Source organism: Methylomonas aurea, from assembly GCF_024505045.1.
In the GTDB taxonomy this organism is placed as follows: Bacteria; Pseudomonadota; Gammaproteobacteria; order Methylococcales; family Methylomonadaceae; genus Methylomonas; species Methylomonas aurea.
This window is the reverse complement of the sequence record NZ_JANIBM010000009.1, coordinates 73,904-92,985: the sequence shown is the minus strand read 5'-3', so window position 1 is coordinate 92,985 and position 19,082 is coordinate 73,904. Positions and strand designations below refer to the sequence as shown.

The 19,082-nt window shown below is 58.6% G+C and carries 17 protein-coding genes; 8 read left to right on the top strand and 9 right to left on the bottom strand.

Features of this window, described 5'->3' with window-relative positions:
* Positions 1 to 46 precede the first annotated feature (46 nt).
* Positions 47 to 946: a cupredoxin domain-containing protein gene (locus tag NP603_RS10210; RefSeq protein WP_256610768.1), complete on the bottom strand. Its 900-nt coding sequence runs from the start codon at positions 944 to 946 to the stop codon at positions 47 to 49.
* Between the two features lie 117 nt (positions 947 to 1,063).
* A complete protein-coding gene (locus tag NP603_RS10205) occupies positions 1,064 to 1,657 on the bottom strand; it encodes a hypothetical protein (RefSeq protein WP_256610767.1) in 594 nt (197 codons plus the stop codon).
* Between the two features lie 311 nt (positions 1,658 to 1,968).
* Between NP603_RS10205 and pgi the strand changes: the two genes are divergently transcribed.
* The gene (gene pgi, locus NP603_RS10200; protein ID WP_256610766.1) at positions 1,969 to 3,606 is read left to right on the top strand and encodes a glucose-6-phosphate isomerase; all 1,638 of its coding nucleotides are present in this window, start codon (positions 1,969 to 1,971) and stop codon (positions 3,604 to 3,606) included.
* A gap of 272 nt (positions 3,607 to 3,878) precedes the next feature.
* On the opposite strand, the gene NP603_RS10195 is transcribed toward pgi, so the two are convergent.
* The 3 genes from NP603_RS10195 to NP603_RS10185 are packed head-to-tail and all read right to left on the bottom strand — an operon-like array spanning position 3,879 to position 5,701.
* The gene (locus NP603_RS10195; protein ID WP_256610765.1) at positions 3,879 to 4,187 is read right to left on the bottom strand and encodes a hypothetical protein; all 309 of its coding nucleotides are present in this window, start codon (positions 4,185 to 4,187) and stop codon (positions 3,879 to 3,881) included.
* Positions 4,188 to 4,217: 30 nt separating this feature from the next.
* On the bottom strand, positions 4,218 to 4,937 hold the full coding sequence (locus NP603_RS10190) for an Lcl domain-containing protein (RefSeq protein WP_256610764.1): 720 nt from the start codon (positions 4,935 to 4,937) through the stop codon (positions 4,218 to 4,220).
* Positions 4,934 to 5,701: an Lcl domain-containing protein gene (locus tag NP603_RS10185; protein WP_256610763.1), complete on the bottom strand. Its 768-nt coding sequence runs from the start codon at positions 5,699 to 5,701 to the stop codon at positions 4,934 to 4,936. Before NP603_RS10185 ends, NP603_RS10190 begins: the two co-directional genes overlap by 4 nt.
* A 186-nt stretch (positions 5,702 to 5,887) precedes the next feature.
* Between NP603_RS10185 and NP603_RS10180 the strand changes: the two genes are divergently transcribed.
* On the top strand, positions 5,888 to 6,532 hold the full coding sequence (locus NP603_RS10180; protein WP_256610762.1) for a LuxR C-terminal-related transcriptional regulator: 645 nt from the start codon (positions 5,888 to 5,890) through the stop codon (positions 6,530 to 6,532).
* Entirely contained in the window at positions 6,529 to 8,385 is a 1,857-nt protein-coding gene (locus NP603_RS10175) for an ATP-binding response regulator (protein WP_256610761.1), read from the top strand. The genes NP603_RS10180 and NP603_RS10175 overlap by 4 nt, the downstream gene beginning before the upstream one ends.
* A 679-nt stretch (positions 8,386 to 9,064) precedes the next feature.
* On the opposite strand, the gene NP603_RS10170 is transcribed toward NP603_RS10175, so the two are convergent.
* Both NP603_RS10170 and NP603_RS10165 read right to left on the bottom strand, forming a co-directional pair.
* On the bottom strand, positions 9,065 to 9,451 hold the full coding sequence (locus NP603_RS10170) for a diacylglycerol kinase (protein ID WP_256610760.1): 387 nt from the start codon (positions 9,449 to 9,451) through the stop codon (positions 9,065 to 9,067).
* Between the two features lie 61 nt (positions 9,452 to 9,512).
* Positions 9,513 to 10,565, bottom strand: a complete 1,053-nt coding sequence (locus tag NP603_RS10165) for a PspC domain-containing protein (RefSeq protein WP_256610759.1) — start codon at positions 10,563 to 10,565, stop codon at positions 9,513 to 9,515.
* Positions 10,566 to 10,790: 225 nt separating this feature from the next.
* Between NP603_RS10165 and NP603_RS10160 the strand changes: the two genes are divergently transcribed.
* Complete coding sequence (locus tag NP603_RS10160; protein WP_256610758.1) at positions 10,791 to 12,011, top strand: toxic anion resistance protein; 1,221 nt, start codon at positions 10,791 to 10,793, stop codon at positions 12,009 to 12,011.
* 39 nt (positions 12,012 to 12,050) lie between these two features.
* On the opposite strand, the gene NP603_RS10155 is transcribed toward NP603_RS10160, so the two are convergent.
* Positions 12,051 to 12,686 (bottom strand): DUF2459 domain-containing protein, encoded by a 636-nt coding sequence (locus NP603_RS10155; RefSeq protein WP_256610757.1) that lies wholly within the window; start codon positions 12,684 to 12,686, stop codon positions 12,051 to 12,053.
* 104 nt (positions 12,687 to 12,790) lie between these two features.
* Positions 12,791 to 13,423 (bottom strand): DUF502 domain-containing protein, encoded by a 633-nt coding sequence (locus NP603_RS10150; RefSeq protein WP_256610756.1) that lies wholly within the window; start codon positions 13,421 to 13,423, stop codon positions 12,791 to 12,793.
* A 246-nt stretch (positions 13,424 to 13,669) separates the two neighbouring features.
* Between NP603_RS10150 and NP603_RS10145 the strand changes: the two genes are divergently transcribed.
* From NP603_RS10145 to NP603_RS10130, 4 genes are all read left to right on the top strand, one after another.
* On the top strand, positions 13,670 to 14,422 hold the full coding sequence (locus NP603_RS10145) for a proteasome-type protease (protein ID WP_256610755.1): 753 nt from the start codon (positions 13,670 to 13,672) through the stop codon (positions 14,420 to 14,422).
* Positions 14,423 to 14,711: 289 nt separating this feature from the next.
* Positions 14,712 to 15,050, top strand: coding sequence for a hypothetical protein (locus tag NP603_RS10140; RefSeq protein WP_256610754.1), 339 nt, complete (start codon positions 14,712 to 14,714; stop codon positions 15,048 to 15,050).
* A 385-nt stretch (positions 15,051 to 15,435) separates the two neighbouring features.
* Positions 15,436 to 17,967, top strand: a complete 2,532-nt coding sequence (locus NP603_RS10135) for a circularly permuted type 2 ATP-grasp protein (RefSeq protein WP_256610753.1) — start codon at positions 15,436 to 15,438, stop codon at positions 17,965 to 17,967.
* A gap of 9 nt (positions 17,968 to 17,976) precedes the next feature.
* Positions 17,977 to 18,858: a transglutaminase family protein gene (locus NP603_RS10130; protein WP_256610751.1), complete on the top strand. Its 882-nt coding sequence runs from the start codon at positions 17,977 to 17,979 to the stop codon at positions 18,856 to 18,858.
* Positions 18,859 to 19,082 lie beyond the last annotated feature (224 nt).

Sequence of the window (19,082 nt, the reverse complement as noted above, 5' to 3'; positions counted from 1 at the left end):
AAAAAGCCCCTGAAACCGAAGCTTCAGGGGCTTTTGCCGAATCGATTTATTTGTCTGGCAAGGCGATCGCGCTTTTACCGGTCACCATTTTCACGAGTTTGCCCAGCAATTGCACCACCAAACCTACCAGATGCGCCGATTGCTCCAGAATGGTAGCCACTATTTCGCCAACACTCATGCCGGCAAAACGCTTCGCCAACCAGGGAGCGGCGATGAACCCGATTGCCAGACCGATCACAGTTACCCCGGAGACAATTGAATCATCGGGTTGGACCGGAGCCGGGGCTGCTTTGGCTACCGCCGGTTGCGCCGCTACCGGCGCTGGAGTTACCGGAGCGTCGACTTTCGGATCGTAAGGCTTGCCGCTGTAATCGTCAGGAAAAATACTCGCCGTGACGCCCGGAATGCTCGGCAAATCTTCGCCGCCTTTACCGACTTTCAACTGGCCCTTCATGCCTTTTTCCATGTGCTGGGCGATATCGCAGTGAACCAAATAGGTTTTGTCGCCCGGCGGCAAGATCAGGGTACCGGAAACTTTACCCGGCCCACTGACTTCCAAATGAAACATGCCTTTTGGATATAGATACTTGGGCAGACCGTGCATCATCCACTGGTGGCGTATTTCGTCTTCGTTGATGAAGTGTACGGTAAGTTTGGTGCACGGCTCGAACTGATATTCCTGCTGGTCGAACGCGAACATGGTTCCCGGAAATTTTTCCGAATACTTGTGGCCGGCGCGTACCGTAATTTCCTTGGTCGCGGCGATTTTGTCGCAACCGCCCGGCAACGTGTCGGTATTCTGGCCCATCACCATCGCACCGTCCATGTCCATCAGATGCCCGTCGCCGTGGTTCATCATCTGGTTATGTTCCTGAATCTCCTTAGCGGATGCCGACGAGACCGACAAAGCACAGACTAATGTGGCAATTGATAAAAGTTTGAGCATGGCGAGAATACCTTTTGAGGCGTTGGTGAATCTTGAATCTACCGCAAACAACGGATTTTACTAGTGGAATAAAGCATTGAGCACCTTGCGCTACGAGTAGGCAAGGTGCTGACCAAACTAAAATTCTTTGGCTTTACCTAACAGACCGTCGACTTTGCGTTTGAACCCGGCGTTGGACAAGTAAAAAATGTAAAGGCCGGCAAATACAACCAATGCGTACAGGCCATAGCTGCCTTTGCTGGTCGGCTGGCCGCCACCGGCTTTGAAGCTCATATGGGCATCCAAACGTTCGCCGTTGTCTTGCAGCAGCGTGATATGGATCAGATATTTACCGGTTTCGGGCACGCCGTCAGGCAGGTTCAGCACCACAGTACCGGATTTGTGTTTTTCGGCCGGCTGAAAAAATACGCGTTTGCCCTCCGGCTCTTTGGTCACTTCGAATTCGATGGCCATGCCGCGATAACGTTGATCTTGATAGTCGAACACCAACTGGGTCAAGGAACCGGTATCGGGAATGTTGCCGCAAAACTCTTCCGCCGGATACGCTTTGGGTTGATAAGCGGTATAGTGAATCCAGTGATCCTTTTCCAGTTCGAATTTACATTGGTCGGTATCCGTACCGGCCGCACCGCCGTGCGCCCAAACGGACGCAGAAAAAACCAGGCCCAGCAAGCCCAGGAAACCGTTTCTTATTATGCGAGAGCTTTTCATAAATCCCCTTCCCGTGTTAGTAAATGCTTTAGTTTTTATTATCTTTCATGTGGTTATGCATGAAACCTGTTTTCGTAGCCGGCTGATGTAACTGCCTGATTTGGATCGAAACAATGGCTAACTCTAGCACATCGCCCTAGGCAAAGAAAGGCTATCGTTCCAGACTTGGCCGGCACTATTCGTTGCTTAATTTTTTTTGTCAGCAGCCAAAGACAATCCTTATAATGGGGTTATGAACCGTTCCCCTAAACGCCTCCGCCCGTTCTTTTCCACCGAACCAACCTCATCGGCCAATTAACAATCAACATAATATGTCCAAATTAGTAGACTCTGCCGAATGGAACGCCGTCAAGCAACACCACCGCGAGATTGCCGGCAAATTTTGCATGAAGGACGCGTTCGACAAAGACCCCAATCGCTTCGACAAATTTTCGGTCACATTCAACGACCTGTTGTTCGATTACTCGAAAAATCTGATCACCGAGAAAACGCTGCCGCTACTGATCCAACTGGCCAACCGGGCCCAACTCTCGGAAAAAACCGAGGCCATGTTTTCCGGCTCCATCATTAATACCACGGAAAAACGCGCCGTGTTGCATACCGCATTGCGCAACCGCAGCAACAAGCCGATTTATTTCCGCGGCCAGGACGTCATGCCGGAAATCAACAAGGTGCTGGCTAGAATGCGGGTTTTTACCGAACAAGTCCGTTCCGGTGCCTGGACCGGTTACACCGGCAAGACCATCACCGACATCGTCAATATCGGTATTGGCGGTTCCGACCTCGGCCCGAAAATGGTCGATACTGCGTTAGCTCCTTACGGCAAGGAAGGCCTGAAAGCGCATTTCGTATCCAACGTCGACCAGACCGACATCGTCGAAACTCTAAAACCGCTGAACCCGGAAACCACGCTGTTTTTGATTTCCTCGAAAACCTTCACCACCCAGGAAACCATGACCAACGCCCGCTCGGCCCGCGACTGGTTCCTGAGAGCGGCGCAAGAGCAGGGACACATGTCCAAACACTTTGTCGCGATTTCGACCAACGAAGCCAAAGTCAAGGAATTCGGCATCGACCTGGAAAACATGTACGAGTTCTGGGACTGGGTCGGCGGCCGCTATTCCTTGTGGTCGGTGATCGGCATGTCGATCGCGCTGTACATCGGCATGGATAATTTCGAAGAACTGCTGATGGGCGCGCATCTGGCCGACGAACACTTCCGCAGTGCGCCGTTCGAGCAAAATATTCCGGTGATCATGGGCCTGCTCGGCATCTGGTACAACAACTTCTTCGAAGCCGAAACTTACGCGATTCTGCCTTATGCGCAGTCGCTGAAGTATTTTGCCGACTATTTCCAGCAAGGCGACATGGAAAGCAACGGCAAAAGCGCGACGATCAACGGCGAAAAAGTGGATTACAACACCGGACCGATCATCTGGGGCCAACCCGGCACCAACGGCCAGCACGCCTTTTTCCAATTGATCCACCAGGGCACCAAACTCATCCCGGGCGATTTTCTGGCGGCGGCGCAGAGCCATTACGACCTGCCCGACCACCACGATATTTTGATCTCCAATTTCCTGGCCCAAGCCGAAGCGTTGATGCGCGGCAAGACCGAAGCCGAAGTACGCCAGGATTTGAGCCACGAGCCGAATCTGGACGATGCGCTGATCGCGTCGAAGATTTTCGAAGGCAACAAGCCGTCCAACGCATTCCTGTTCAAGAAACTGACCCCGCGCACGTTAGGAACCTTGATCGCCTTTTACGAACATAAAATCTTCGTCCAGGGCGTGATCTGGAATATCAATTCCTTCGACCAGATGGGAGTGGAATTGGGCAAAGTGCTGGCCAAGGCCATTCTGCCGCAATTGAAAAACGACGAAACCGTGACCGACCACGACAGTTCGACCAACGGCTTGATCAACGCTTACAAACGTTTACGCAAGTAAGTCGCTACCGGCAACTGCCGCCAACTCGGCGGCAATTGCCGGCTCGGCGATTCGAACCGAATTCGGAAACGGATTGCCGCCATATGCCTTTCCTGGCAGTGAGTCGACCAGGCCACCGCAAGCCCAAGCGCGAGGCGACACGATTCAGGATTGCCCAAGCGATAGACAGCGGCATGCTGTGACCGAACTCAAAGCCACAATAACAATGCAACTGACGTTGCGGCGGCGCCGGTTCGACACCGCCCGCCACACCGCGGATTGCCGGGATCGATTCATTGGCCCAACAACGGATTTCTGGCCGGCTCGCCTTTTTTGCTACAAATCGCCTCCGAAACCATCCGCCCCAGCACCGAGAAAGAACCGCCGACGTAGCAATTGTATTGCTGACCGCTCTCGGTTTTTACCGAGTAGCGGGTGGTAACGCCATCGTCGACTCGGTTTTCGATCCTGAACTGGCTTTTTTCCAGGCCTAGGGCGTGGGCGGTTCGATCTACCAACGCGTCTTGGGTCACAGCCCAGGCGGCGCAGCCGCCGAGCAGCAAAACTAAGCCGGCCGGCAGCCAGCATTTGCGGGATTTCATTGGATTTCCTTGGTTAACGATTTTAAGTGCTCAGCCGATTTTGCGCTGACTTCCGTAGCGCAGCAGCCCCGCCAATCCGGCACCGAACAACCAGAACGCACTGGGCAGCGGTACTGCCGCCACATCGCCGTCGCGCACCGCCCAAGCATAAAGATCGGAAGCCAGCCCGGTCTTGTACCAAGACTGTTGGCTGCCCAACGCAGTATCGAAAAACCAAGCCTCGCCGGCGCGGTCAGGCACGGTATTGCCTGACCAATAGCTAAAGGACCGCAGATTCCTGACCAAGCCGACGTCGGCTTGACCGCCGGTTCGACCGTCTCCGAAAATTCCGAAATGAGGATTGTCGCTCCCGTCCGGGAATTGGTATGCGGTCAAGCCCAGATTGATGAAATACATGTAACCCAATTCGGAATTCGGACTGCTGACATTCCAGGCGTAATCGGTAGAGCCATCGTTGGAAAAGTTCTCGTTGTAGGCAATGCCGTTGACCGGTTTGATGCTGGCCAACCGCCAATCGCTGAAGCCGCCGAATTCCAGTTGCTCGGCCCAGGCTACTGCCTGGTTCCAGTCCATCTTGCCGTCGGAGTCGTAGCCGCTGGTCTTGGCGTAATTGGCGTCTTGCAACCAGGTTACGTTCAGTACCGTGTCGTATAACATGCCGCCGCCGCGGTCGAGTAGTGCCGCTTGTGCGTTAGGCAGATTCGCGGCGACGGCCGTCGCGGCAACGATCAAGCTACGTTTAAATTTCATAAGATTTTCCTTGCAGAGTGGTTGAAAAACTTCAGACTGGCGATGGCGTTACGGCGACGGAGCTGCCAGAACACCAAACCCAGACCGGATAAGAACAGAATGTAGCTGTCAGGATCGGGAACCGCGGCCACATCGCCGTCGCGCACCGCCCAGACATAAGACTGTAAGCCCTTAGAACTGTAGTTCTGCATGCCGGTGGCGGTATGCAGATACCAAACAGAATCCTGCGAATTACCGGCGCCGCCTTGGTAGGGAGTAGCGGTCCAGTAATAGTAAGACTCGATATTTCGAAACAAACTTTCGTCATCGGAATCGGCCGGATCGTCGACCAGACCGTAACCGGGTTGTTGCAAACCGCGGGAATCGGCGAAAGCTTTGTTGGCAAAATCGCCGTAGAACAGATGAGCCAGTTCCGAACTCGTAGTCGCAACGTTGTAGCCACAGTCGCTGCCGCTGTAGGCGTAATCGCAACCGACCTGCCCCAAATCGGTGACGCGCGGCAGGCGCCAGTCGTCGTAACTGACACCGCGCAGACTGTCGTAATAACTGAGTCCCGCCACCCATGCCATCGCATGAGGCCAGCTCATTTTGCCGTCGGCGTCGAATCCGCTGGTTTTGGCATAGTTGGCATCGGCGAGCCAGGTTACGTTCAACGCACTGTCGTAAATCAATCCGCCGCCGCGGTCGAACAATTGGGCTTGGGCGCCGGACGCTGCCGTAATGGCAATGGTAGCGAGGCACAAGCAAATCGATTTAGGGCTCACCAATCGCTCCCGATCAAATAAAAATTCATGGAAATCGCTTCGGTCTGCCGGCATTATCGGTAGCCGGTTCCGGCGGTGGAACCCCACCGTAGTGGGGGTAGGATAGGCGTTGGAATCTGTTAAGATGCAAATCATTTGCATGTATATGACTGCACCCATCATCGCACCGTAAAGGGGGGCATTAACGTGAAGAATTTGCCTTGGGCGGCGGTCGTGGACGACCATCCGCTGGTGGCGCACGGCATCGCCGACTTCTTGGTGACGCATTGCAGCTTTGCCCGCGCCCAACCGGTCACCACGATCGCCGAATTTTCGCCGTTGCTGGAAAGCCGCAACCCGCCGGCACTCGCCGTAGTCGATTTCTGGCTGCCGGACGGCGTCTCGTTGCCGCTGCTGTCGCAGATCAAACTGCGGCAACCCGGCACGCGCCTGCTCGCCATCAGTGCCGACGACGACCGCGCCATCGCCGAAAAAGTCGCCGCTGCCGGCGCCAACGGCTTCATCCACAAGCAGGCGGCGCCGGAGCTGTTCGCCAAAGCGGTGGCGGCGATCATGGCCGGCGAGGCCTGGTTCCCGGGCCAGCCTGCCCCGGCGTTGGCTTCGACTCGAGAGTTGCCGGTCACCGCCGCCGAACTGGGCCTGACCCCGCGCCAGGGTCAAGTACTGGCGATGATGTTGAAAGGACTGCCGAATAAGCGCATCGCGCTGAATCTGTCGTTGTCAGAACACACGGTCAAGGAACACGTCACCGGCATCCTGGAACGGCTTGGCGCGAAGAACCGGATCGAGGTCATTACCAAAATGCGCGGCCGCAGCCTGGAAAACCCATGACCGCCGCAACACAGCGCAAACCAGCAGGGCATGCCAGCTTACGTTTCGAGGAATTGGCAGCGGAAGGCCAAGCCCGCCTGCTGGATATGACCCACAACCGGCTGGTGTTCGGTATTAGCATCATTCCTTTCGTCGGCATGCCCTTCGTCTATTGGAAACACCAGTTGGACCAAAACGCCTGGGGCCTGCTGGTCTGGACGCTATCCTATTTCGTGGGCTTGACGGCGGTACGGCTGCAATATCGCAACTATCGGCACGACCGGGACCGTTCCGAGCCTGCCGCAGCGATCGCCAAATGGCTGCCGGTGATCTTGCGCATGGCCCTAATCCACGGCCTGGGTCTGGCAGCATTGGTGGCCGTGATCGCCGGCCGGGTGCCGTTCGAGTTTACCTTGCTGCTGTACATGAGCCTGGCGGCGGTCATGGCTGCCAACGCCACCCACCAATCGCCGGTATTCAGCGCGTTCAAACGATTTTTTTATGCCGGTTGGGGCGGCTGCACGCTGCTGACGCCGTGGGCCTTTCCCGAGCACTGGCATTTGATCATGCCGCTGTGTATCAGCTACATCATCTCCATTCACCGCCACTCGTCGATTGCCCACCGCTTCTTCCTGCAACAGATCAAACTGGAGGAAGACAGCAAGCGCCTGGCCGAGGATTACCGACGAGCCAAAGAACAAGCGGAGGCAGCCCTGTATGCCAAAAACCGGTTCCTGACCACGGCCGCCCACGACCTGCGCCAGCCGGTGCACGCGATGAGTTTTTTGATTGAGTCGATCTCGCGGCGTAACCGCGACCCGGCCTTGCGCCCGGCCCTGCTGGATTTGCGGCAAAGCGTGCAGTCCGTGACCCAGATGTTCAATTCCTTGCTCGACTTGTCCAGGATCGAACTCGGCGCCCAACCGGTGCAATTGCAACCGGTAGCCATGGACCCGCTAATGGCCGACATCGCTACCTTATTTAGGGAAGAAGCCCTGGCCCGCAATATCCAGTTGCGGCTAAGAACCAGCCGTGGCAAGGCCCTAGTCAACGCCGACCCGCTGCTGCTGCGGCAATCGATGATCAACCTGATGCAGAACGCCTTGCGCTACACCCAGCGCGGAGGCGTGCTGATGGCGGTGCGCCGCCGCGCCGGACAATGGCAATTCGAAGTTTGGGATACCGGGGTCGGTATCGCCGAAGCCGATCGGCAGCGGGTGTACTCGCCGTTTTTCCGCCCGGAACACGCCTGGCGCATCGACAATGCCGGCCATGGCCTGGGATTGGCGGTGGTGGCCCGCTGCGCCGACCTGATGGGCGCCAGCCAGGGACTGAATTCGCGGGAAGGCTTGGGCTCCCGCTTTTGGTTGCGATTGCCGGCAGCCGAAGTAAACGAGCGCCGCGCATCGGTGCGCGACCGCTCCCTCTTCCCCGTGGGCGGCGATACCCTGTTGCAAGGCTGCTGCCTGGTAATCGACGACGAGCCGCAAGTGCGCAGCGCCTGGGAATCTTTACTCTGCGCCTGGGGCATCAGCGCCGTATGCGTTGCTTCGGCCAACGAAGCTTTCGCGGCAGTGGAGGCGGGATTCACACCGGACGCCGTTTTCTGCGACCAGCGCCTGCGCTCCGGCGAGAGCGGCTTTGAATTATTGCAAGCCCTGCTGGAGCGTTGCCCGGAAGCCGCCGGAGCCATGATCAGCGGCGAGTTCGATTCCCCGGCCCTAGCCCAAGCCGAACAGGAAGGTTATCTGGTTTTACATAAACCGCTCGAGCCGGAAGCCCTGTATATCCTCCTCAGCCGACTGCTGCCGGCATCCGCCGAGATGAGCTATATTAAAAAATGCTGTCCAGAAAGCTCGGCCAACCGCGCGTAGTTTGTGAATAAGTGACGCCTACATCTGAGTCCCCCCAAAACGAATGAATAAAAATCCGGCTGACCTAACAGCCGCCGCCTGGGTTCGTTGCGGGTTAAGCTAACAATGGCCGGTTTTCGAAGCGCCGTACACCAGGACAGTAAGGAATGTGCAGCAATGCCCAGCGGAGCCGGCTGGTTCGATAAAAGGCCCGGGTTGCGGTTGTTTTGAAATTTGCGGTTATTGTCGGCCATGTTGCGGCCTGTAAGTATTTCAGGAAATGGCGACCGGAAGTCATAAGCCGTCTGCCAATGTTGAGTTGCGGTGGATTGGTGTGATGAATTTAAGAGCCGACCTAGTCGCGAACCATTGAGCGCTCGCTAATCACATCGACCTTACGGCCCAGTTCGTTTGAAAGCGCCGCTATCAGCCCAACCTGATCCAACAGTCGCTGGCGTCACGTCCTTCACCTCGCACGACCGAACCGAAGACGCGAGCATTGTGGGCATGGCAATGCCGTGCAATCGCCAGAATCCGCGCTTTGTCTCGCTGCAATGTTGCGTAGAATTTTGCCGCGTGAAGATTCCTGGGTTTCTGCTTGAACCGCTCAAGCAAAGTCGGCGCTATGCTAAACGAAGCCGGTACCGATTGGAAAACCGGTAGGTGAAGCGTCGGCCTGCATGCGCAAACTAAGCGCGGCTCAGGTCAACGCCTGCCATAGCCTGTTCAATTCCACGCCGATAACCGCAATCCAGATCAATATGGCAATGCCGGTGGCGGCGGCGGAGATGTCCTTGATGATACCAATTTTGTCGTTATGGCCGGATTCGACGAAATCGCACAGCGCTTCGATTGTGGTGTTGAACATTTCCGCGATCAGCATCAATCCGGTCGCGGCAAACACCGACAAAAAATCGAGCCATTGCCGGTAGTAAAAACATGCGGCCAATACCGGCACCGACAGCACGCATTTGTAGGCAACGCTAAAGTCATAAACAACGGCGTAACGCAAGCCGGACAGACACACCTTGATTTTGCGTAGCGGGTGGTAGCCCGGTTGGCCGGTGTTTAAAAATTTATTGCGCATGCGTTTTCCGAGTCACCTGAAACGTTGATGAGATTTGCGATAAACCGTGGCGACTGCGAATTTATGTCGACCAATCGTCGGGATGTTCCACAAATTTGTCGCGCAGGAAGCGGCCGTGGATCGACAGGCCTTGGGCGTCGCGCCGATACAGGCTGGTCAGCATGCTATGCAGCGAGCGGTCGAGCAAGTCCAGTTGTTCCGCCAATAAGGCATGCGCGGTCATGCCCTGGTTCACCGGTTCGGTGCGAGCCAGCTCGGGCGGCAGGGCCAGGTAGCGTTCGATCGCGCCGGGCAGATAGTCGTGGGCGATTTGCTGCAGGTTGTAATGGTCCGGATCGGTGGCGGCGGCGGTTTGCGGCAGGCGCGACAATAGCGTCAGCAAGGTATCGACGATGCCGGCGATTTTGCGCTCCACCTCGTCGTCGACCCTGCCGGCGACGCGGCGCTGCAAGGATTCCAGTTGCTGACGGATCGGCAACGGAACGACATGCTGTTCTGCGGAATGGTCGGCAGTGGAATTTGCCGCGGCTTCCTCGATCCGCCGGTAATAAAGCGTTTCCGCCGCCCCGCGCAACTGCGTTTCCAGGCGTTGCAACTCCTGGCCCAACCGCTCTTCAGCCGCGGCCCCACCCGCCTGTTCCGGATAGGACGGCGACAGACGCAGGTAGTGTTCTAGCATAGTCGGCAACTGTTCCAATACCGCGTGTTTTGCCGCGGCCAGTTCAGCACGGTTGCGATTGGACAGGCCGTCGAAATCCGGCAGCAGGCTAAGGACCAACTGATGGGTACGCTCCAGCGCGGACCGCACCGCTGGTCGACGCAAGCGGGCCTGGGTCGTCTCGATCAGTTTTTCCAGGCGCCGGGCCTTGCGCTGGAGGCGCCAGGACAGTTCCGATACCGACGACCGTCGCCCCGGCAATACGATCCATAACGCCAGGTAAAGCCAGAACGTCAGACTGAAACTGAAAAACACCGAACCGAGAAAAATAAAACGCACGGCGCTGACGCTAAAACCGGTATAACGCGCCAAACCGCTGCAGACGCCGCCCAACCTGCGCCGGTCGAGATCGCGCTCGAGTTTGCGGGTTGCGGAAGCTTCCGGGAATAATGGCATGGCGCCCTCAATAAAGTTGGATGTTAGCGAGACGGGTGGAAAGCCGATCATACCCCAATTCGCCAGCCGATCCGAACTGGCCCCGATAGCGCGCGCAATCTGGCGCTACTCCAATCCGAGTTATGATAGTTCGCGCCGCCGGGTTCTCGTTCCCGACGCAGATCGGCATTAGCAATCCGGTTCCGAACCCGCCCACAATTAACGACAGCACCAGGGAGACCCACGATGAGCAATACCCCCGAATTGACCCCGCCGGAAACGCTGACCGCAGCGGGCCCGGTGTTGCCGATCGCCAAGGAGCAAGCGGTTTCCATGGTCAAGCTGCCGGCCGAAACCGTGGCCAAGCTGGACCAGCGCGTCGCCGAATTCATCGATACGGTGTTGGCCGAGTCCAGCCAAAGCCCGGCCTTCAAGGCCAAGGTGGACAGCGTTCACCAGCTTGGCGCCGGCGAAATTAAGGAAGCCGCCGCCATTTCCAACCGCCTGCTGGCGCGTCCGGCGCAAGCGCTGGATGCCGGCGTGTTCAACGAGGGCTCGAAAATTTCGCGTTCGCTGGTCGATCTGCGCAATCAGGTGGAAGCGCTCGATCCCACTCGCCAAGGCGACTTGCTGCAACCGCGCAAATTGCTGGGCTTGATTCCGTGGGGCAACCGGCTGCACGACTATTTCCAGCAATACCAATCGGCGCAGCAGCATATCGATGCCATCATCGTCGCCCTTTACGGCGGCCAGGACGAACTGCGCAAGGACAACGCCGCCATCGAAGAAGAGAAAGTCAACGCCTGGCACACCATGGAAAAGCTGGAGCAATACATCCACGTCGGCCGCAGCATCGACGCGGCGCTGGAAGCCAAGCTGGCCGAGATCGAGCCGGCCGACCCGGAAAAGGCGCGTATCATTCGCGAAGAACTGCTGTTTTACTTGCGGCAGAAGGTGCAGGATTTGATGACCCAGCTCGCCGTGACCATCCAGGGTTATCTGGCGATGGATCTGATCCGCAAGAACAATCTGGAATTGATCAAGGGCGTCGACCGGGCCACGACCACCACCATCTCCGCCTTGCGCACCGCCGTGATCGTGGCGCAAGCGCTGGCTAACCAAAAGCTGGTGTTGGATCAGATCGGCGCGCTGCGTGCCACCACCGGCAATCTGATCGAATCCACCTCGGCGCTGCTCAAGCAGCAAGCCGGGCAGATTCAGCACCAAGCCGGCGCGGCGGCGGTCAGCCTGGACCAACTGGCCGTGGCCTTCAAAAACATCTACGACACGATGGACATGGTGGCCAATTACAAACTGGAAGCCCTCGCCAACATGAAACAAACCGTGGCCTCGCTGAGCACGGAAATCGACAAGGCCAAAAGCTACCTGGACAAAACCCGCGAGAGCACCGTGCAGGAAACCAAGCAGACCTTACAAATCGCGGCCGATGACGACATCGTGTTTTGACGGCCGGACTTCGGACCCGACCGCCGCAAACGGGCGCAGCTAAGGCGGCGCGGCCGCTTCCAGCCGCCGTGCCCGCGCCAGCAACTGGCCGGTCGTGAACGGCAACGGCCAACCCAGGGAATATCCCGCGGCTTCCAGGCCGCGGGCCACCCAGGTATTGCAGTTGTTGAACAGATGAAAGCCGCCGGCGGCCGGATAAAACCAACTGGCCGCAGTCGAGCCGCGCCGCAGCGGCAAGGCTTTGGCCGCCCCCGCATCGCGTTGGAAACTGGCGCGAATGAAGGCCACCAGCGCTACGAAACCGCTACGCGGAATTTCCAGCCTGACCGTCTCCAATCCGGCGAAACGCCGGCCGATGTCGCCCTGCACACCGGCGACATGCAGCACGCCGCCCGCGGAACAGCATGCGGCCTGCAGTAACAGCCCGACACCGGGATCGCCGGCCTGGTAATACTCCCGGTCGCCCCAACCGAATTCCAGATAATCCGCGCCGGGAAAATCGGCGGCCTCGGGCAGCAAATCGGTGCGTGGCACGGCAATACCGGCATGCCAGCCGTGGCCGACCAGATAAACCGGCAGCGTCGGTTCAGCGGCCGCGGGCAACGGTTTCTGCGGCGCCGAGCACGCCGCGCCGAGCAGCAGCGCACCGAACAGGCAGGCGATACGGCGCAGCATCTTCGCAAACGGCTGCCGGCAGTGCCCCGGCCTGACTTCACGCCTGTTCCCATACGCCGGTCGGCGGTAAAGCATAGCCCTGAGACCGCGGGATTTTCCTGCGCTTACCGAGGTAAAGTCAGCGATTCGTAGGACTTCGGAAAATCCGAACCGACGCTGACCACGAAACTGGTGACGTCCTCCAAATTCAGTGCCGATTTCACCACCTTCGATTCGTGGACAATCACGGTGAAGCCGTTGGTCGGATTGGGCGAAGTCGGAATATAAAGTACATAACGGTTGCCCTCGCGATTGGTGACGTAGGCCGGCACCCAGACGCCGTCCTTGGGATATTCCACATACACCACTTCGCGTATCCGCTGCTCGCCCTGGCCGCGAAACATTTCGATCACTTTCTTGCTGACCCGGTAAACGCCGCGCAGGAACGGCACCCGCTCGATCAGCATATCGAACAGCGAGATAACCAACGACTGCCTGTGCTTGGCAATCTCATTGCCGATGTATGCCAACAACGCGTAGACCGCGGCGAAAACGACCGCAGCCAGCCAGTAGTGCCCTATCCATCCCCTGATGTCGAAGACGGTCTGCAGCACGAAATCAACCAGCCAGACGAAGATCTGCACCACGATGTAAACCGGCAATAGCGCCAGAATCCCAATCAGGACATGGTTGAACGAAGTTTTAACGAAAGCCAGGCTTTGGCGCACCAAGGTCTGTGGGTTAGGTTGTTGCGACATAGTGCGACTCTCCTCAATTGACTGTAAACACAAACCGGCCGGGCTCGCGGCCGGTTCCCGGATAACTACTTTTTTGGGGCATGAAGCATGCTCGCCAACATTAGGGCGTTGGAAACCATAAACGTTCCGTTACCGCCCGTTCCGATCCGGCCAAGCTCTCGGCTTCAGTCGGCCGCGGCCGGCGTTGGCCTTTGCGGTTTATCTCTAGTACACTGCGGTTAACCTAATGTTTCAGACTCTGCGCTTATGACTTACTGTATCGCCGTCTCTCTGAAGGACGGATTGGTGTTAACCTCGGATTCCAGAACCAACGCCGGCATCGACAACGTCAGCACGTACGGCAAAATGCATGCCTTTACCACGGCCAGCGACCGCAAGATCGTGTTGCTCAGCGCCGGCAATCTGGCCACCACGCAGGCGGTGATCGACCAATTGAAGCGGGACATCAAGGAACAGGCGGAAATCAATTTGGACAGCGTCAGCTATTTATCCGAGGCGGCCGACTACGTCGGCCATATCAGCGTCGAAAAGCAACGCCGCCATGCCGACTCCGGCCAAAGCAGCTTCAATCCTTCGGCCACCTTTATTCTGGCCGGCCAGATCGGCCAGGAGCCGCACGGCGCCTATCTGGTCTATCCGGAAGGCAATTGCATCACCACCTCCCGGCAAACCCCCTATTTGCAAATCGGCGAAAACAAATACGGCAAACCGGTACTGGACCGGTTCTTGAAAATCGACACCTCGCTGCACGAGGCCGGCCGCTGCTGCCTGATTTCGATGGACTCGACCATGCGCAGCAACGCCAGTGTCGGCGCACCGGTGGAATTGCTGATTTACCACAAGGACAGCCTGACCTTGGACGAGTACTACTGCTTCCAGGAAGACAACGAATATTTGATTCAGTTAAGGCGCATGTGGCACGAAAAATTGAAAGAGGCATTCGCCACGTTGCCGCAATTCAGCAAGGCCGATTCCCGGCCGCTACCGGTGAGCTGCTGACCGGTAAATCCGGCCGTAGCGGGCTGCGACGGGTAAAAGCCGCCCGCCGTGGCCGGTATATACCTCCCTGCCGCGATTTCTCTGCCAAGCCGGATATTTGCCCGCCCCACCCTGTCCAACCCGCGCTTGGACCAGCCCGACCGCCATCGCTACGTCCCAAAAAATTTCCGAGAAGCCCTACGCAAATCGAAAAATTTGCCTACACTTTTCTGTGCGTTACAGGCCGTTTTTAAAGCCTTTTACATCGTAGAACTCGTGATCCAGGCCCATTGGGCTTGAGGAGGGTATCATGAACACACTACCTGTTTCCCGCCCCGCCGGACTGTTGGCCGCCATACTATTGGCCGCAGCCTGCCCCTTAGCTGCCGACGCCGCTCCCAAATCGGCGCCGCAACCGCGCCCGGAATTGATTCTGAGCATGCCGTCGGACCAGTGGCTGGACGAACAACCGCCGCAAAGCGGCCCGACACTGGCCGATAACCGCGAACAGAACCTGATCGGCACCGGCAAAAACCGCAAATCCAAGGTCGACGTGGCCTGCAATATGGATTTAAACCAAAATACCGTCGGCGAAGCCCCGCTCAGCGAGCGCCTCGGCGGCAATTGCGAATTCGGCTACCGTTACTGAAACCGGAATAATCCTATCAGGCAACGGCAGCCGCATTGTCGCGCCGATATCGAGCAACGCGGTCCGCATTGGCGCATCGCTTCGGGCCGCGGATAGCCGGAGCGGCGGCCATTGTGATACCCGGCTTGCCGTTTATGGTGCGCCTCGCGCCAAACCCGTGCAAAATCCGTTAATGTTGCCGACACCCGCCTCGCCCGGCTAAAACTTTTTATGCCGCCCGCGCACCGCGCCGCCAGCGGATTCGCGCACCAAGCCCGGCACGGAAAGCAGATAGGATACCGGCGCGCGGCACGCCTCTTGCTCGCGTTTTTTGCCATATCGGCCAGCATGCCGAGACCGCGACTAGCGATTGCGTAAATTGCGCCAACCCGGCAAACTCCGAACCATGACCACTTTCAGCCTGCCCGAATCTTTCGCATCCGCATACCGCCAAGAGCCCGACGGCTACGACGAAATGCTGGACGAAACCGGCCGGATTCGCGCCCATTGGCAGCATCTGATGCAAGCCCTGATCCAGCTCGGCCCCGAGGAAGTCTCCCAGCGCCACCGCGAGGCGCTGCGCCTGCTGCGGGAAAACGGCGTCACCTACAACGTTTACGGCGATCCGGACGGCGCCAACCGGCCCTGGCGGCTGGACCCGGTCCCGCTCCTGGTCTCCAGCGACGAATGGTTCGACATCGAAGCCGGCCTGCTGCAACGCGCCGAATTGCTGAATCTGATCCTGGCCGATCTTTACGGCCCTAGGCAGTTGATCAAAAAAAATCTGTTGCCGCTGGAACTGGTCTACAACCACGGCGGCTTTTTGCGAGTCTGCGACCAGGTACGCCTGGCCGGCCAGCACCAGTTGATTTTGTACGCCGCCGACCTGGCGCGCGGCCCGGACCGCAAGATGTGGGTATTGGGCGACCGCACCCAGGCTCCGTCGGGCGCCGGCTACGCGCTGGAAAACCGGCTGGCGATGTCGCGGGTACTGCCCAGCCTGTTCCGCGACAACCAGGTGCACCGGCTGGCGCGATTCTTCCAATCCCTGCGCGCCGGCCTGAACGCGGTGGCGCCGAAGCGCAGCGAATTGCCGCGGGTCGTGGTGTTGACGCCGGGGCCGTTGAACGAAACCTTTTTCGAACATGCCTATCTGGCCGCCTACTTGGGCTACGCGCTGGTACAGGGCGACGATCTGACCGTACGCGACGGTTGCGTCTGGCTGAAATCCCTGACCGGCTTGCAACGGGTCGACGTGATACTGCGCCGGGTCGACGACAATTACTGCGATCCACTGGAACTGCGTGAGGACTCTCGACTGGGCGTGCCCGGTTTACTGGACGTGGTGCGCCGCGGCAATGTCGCCATCGCCAACCCCTTAGGTAGCGGCGTGCTGGAGAACCCCGGCCTGATGGCCTTCCTGCCCGGCATCGCCGAATACTTCCTGGGCCAGCCGCTGAAGCTGAATTCGATCGCGACCTGGTGGTGCGGGCAAAGCCGCGAACTGAGCTATGTGTTGGCCAATCTGCCGCGGCTGGTGATCAAGCCGATTTACCGCAAACCCGGCGAGCACGCCGTGTTCGGCCACAAACTGAGCCGGGCGGAACTCGCCGCCTGGCGCCAACGGATTCAGGCCCGCCCGGCCTTTTACGTCGGCCAGGAATACGAAAGTTTTTCCACCGCGCCCAGCTTGGCCGACGGCTGTTATCAGCCGCGGCAATCGTTGTTGCGCTGTTTCATGGTGGCCAGAGCCGACGGCTATACCTTGATGCCGGGCGGTTTGACCCGCAGCGCCCACAGCTACGGCGAAATGTTGATCACGAACCAGATGGGCAGCATCAGCAAGGATACCTGGGTCATCGCCAGCGAACCGCAGCTTAGTTCGGTAGCCCAAGCCGGCGATAACGGCCTCAGCGGCCACGCCAACGCACTACCGAGCCGCGCCGCCGACAATATTTTCTGGGTCGGCCGCAATGCCGAGCGCGCCGAGGGCGGAATTAGGCTGATCCGGGCCACGATCAAAAAATTATTCATCAATCCGGAACGCGACAACCCGGATTACCAAGAAAGCATGCATACCTTGCTGCGTTGCGTGACCGGCACCACCGGTTCCTACCCCGGTTTCTTCGGCGAAGATGCCGAGGAATTGCTGAAGGCGCCGGAAGCGGAGTTGCTGGTATTGGCCACCGATGCCGACCGCATCGGCAGCCTGCCCGATACCATCAACCGCATGGCGCAGTCAGCCTACGCCGTGCGCGACTTGTGGTCGTCGGATACCTGGCGGGTGGTCGACGAAATCGAAGAACAGATTGCCGCCGCACAACGCCTACGCAAGTCGGGGCTGTGGTCGATGCAGGAGCAAATGGACCAATTGGTGACGACCTTGTCCGCCTTCAGCGGCCTGGCGATGGAAAGTATGACCCGCGGCGACGGCTGGCTGTTTCTGGACATCGGCCGCCGCCTGGAACGCGGCCTGCAACTGGTGTCGCTGTTGCGCACTGCATTCGCCGAACCGCAAAGCGAAGCCGCCGAAACCCGCCTGATCGAATCCTTGCTGGACAGCAGCGACAACCTGATCTGCTACCGCCAGCACTACCGCGCCAACCTGGAGCTGACGCCCTTTTTGGAATTGCTGTTGCTGGACCCGAACAATCCGCGCTCCCTGGCCTATCAGATTGCCCGGCTGCAGGAACACGTCGGCAAGCTGCCGCGCGAGGCCGGCAACCGCCGCATCAACGCCGAGGAGCGCTTGTTGCTGGAAGCCAGTTGCATCCTGCACATCGCCAACATCGAAGAATTGCAGAGCGTCGCCGAAAACGGCAAACGCGAAGCGCTGGACAGCCAACTCGGTAAAATATACGGGCTGTTGGCCAACCTGTCGGAAACGCTGACGGCAACCTATTTTCGCCACGGCGACGCACCGCAATCGCTATCTTGAGGGCTCGCCATGCGCTATAGGATCACCCACACGACCGCTTACAACTACCAGCAAACGGTAGGCTTGTCCTACAACGAAGTACGGATGCTGCCGCGGCCGAGTCCGAACCAACAGGTGATCGACAGCAAATTGCAGATTTCGCCGGCGCCGTGCGACTACCGGGTGCGCACCGATTTTTTCGGCAACCAGGTGGCCTGGTTTTCGATCCGCGAACCGCACCTGACGCTGCAAGTCACGGCGGTCAGCGAAGTCCGGGTCATCCGTCAACCGGGGCAGACCGACCTCGGCCACGGCATCGGCTGGGAGGCGGCCAGGGAGATACTGCGCAGCGAAACCGGCGAATCGACGCTGGACGCCCGCCAATACACGTTGGATTCGCCGCTGGTCAATGCCGATCCCGACTTGGCTGCCTACGCGCAGGCGTCGTTCGCAGCTGGCAGGCCGCTGCCGGAGGCGATACACGATTTGATGCAGCGCATCCACCGCGATTTCACCTTCGATCCGGAATTCACCAATTTGAGTACGCCGCTGGCAACGGTGCTGGAGCATCGGCGCGGCGTCTGCCAGGATTTCGCCCATCTGGCCATCGGTTGCATCCGCTCGCAAGGGCTGGCGGCGCGTTACGTCAGCGGTTACATCGAGACGCTACCGCCGCCGGGCCAAGCGAAACTGGTCGGCGCCGACGCCTCGCACGCCTGGTTTTCGGTGTATTTGCCGGACCTGGGCTGGATGGACTTCGACCCGACCAACAACCAGACGCCGGGAGACCGCCACATCGTCGTCGCCTGGGGCCGCGACTACAGCGACGTCACGCCGTTGAAAGGCGTCATATTCGGCGGCCAGGACCACGAATTGAGCGTCAGCGTCGAAGTGGAAAATCTCGGCCTCTGAACTCGCCGCCGACAGGGGGCAGGCCGAATGCGCAGTAAACCGGTCGAACCTTAGTGTTTCGATACTTTCCGCCGACGGCACGCCGCTGCCGCGCGCCGCACCGGCCTTAGCATCCGCCCATTTGCAGCCGGAACCTCATCAAGATTTACCGCCGCGGCCGATGGCAAAACCTTGCGGTTTATGAGATAAACAACTGGCTTCGCCCATCCGGGCTGCAGCTTCTC

Bases quoted from the DNA above. Each gene is read 5' to 3' on its own strand.
- NP603_RS10210 (WP_256610768.1), bottom strand. From the start codon at position 946: ATGCTCAAACTTTTATCAATTGCCACATTAGTCTGTGCTTTGTCGGTC.
- NP603_RS10170 (WP_256610760.1), bottom strand. From the start codon at position 9,451: ATGCGCAATAAATTTTTAAACACCGGCCAACCGGGCTACCACCCGCTA.
- NP603_RS10190 (WP_256610764.1), bottom strand. From the start codon at position 4,937: ATGAAATTTAAACGTAGCTTGATCGTTGCCGCGACGGCCGTCGCCGCG.
- NP603_RS10205 (WP_256610767.1), bottom strand. From the start codon at position 1,657: ATGAAAAGCTCTCGCATAATAAGAAACGGTTTCCTGGGCTTGCTGGGC.
- NP603_RS10165 (WP_256610759.1), bottom strand. From the start codon at position 10,565: ATGCCATTATTCCCGGAAGCTTCCGCAACCCGCAAACTCGAGCGCGAT.
- NP603_RS10135 (WP_256610753.1), top strand. From the start codon at position 15,436: ATGACCACTTTCAGCCTGCCCGAATCTTTCGCATCCGCATACCGCCAA.
- NP603_RS10140 (WP_256610754.1), top strand. From the start codon at position 14,712: ATGAACACACTACCTGTTTCCCGCCCCGCCGGACTGTTGGCCGCCATA.
- NP603_RS10195 (WP_256610765.1), bottom strand. From the start codon at position 4,187: ATGAAATCCCGCAAATGCTGGCTGCCGGCCGGCTTAGTTTTGCTGCTC.
- pgi (WP_256610766.1), top strand. From the start codon at position 1,969: ATGTCCAAATTAGTAGACTCTGCCGAATGGAACGCCGTCAAGCAACAC.
- NP603_RS10160 (WP_256610758.1), top strand. From the start codon at position 10,791: ATGAGCAATACCCCCGAATTGACCCCGCCGGAAACGCTGACCGCAGCG.
- NP603_RS10130 (WP_256610751.1), top strand. From the start codon at position 17,977: ATGCGCTATAGGATCACCCACACGACCGCTTACAACTACCAGCAAACG.
- NP603_RS10145 (WP_256610755.1), top strand. From the start codon at position 13,670: ATGACTTACTGTATCGCCGTCTCTCTGAAGGACGGATTGGTGTTAACC.
- NP603_RS10150 (WP_256610756.1), bottom strand. From the start codon at position 13,423: ATGTCGCAACAACCTAACCCACAGACCTTGGTGCGCCAAAGCCTGGCT.
- NP603_RS10175 (WP_256610761.1), top strand. From the start codon at position 6,529: ATGACCGCCGCAACACAGCGCAAACCAGCAGGGCATGCCAGCTTACGT.
- NP603_RS10155 (WP_256610757.1), bottom strand. From the start codon at position 12,686: ATGCTGCGCCGTATCGCCTGCCTGTTCGGTGCGCTGCTGCTCGGCGCG.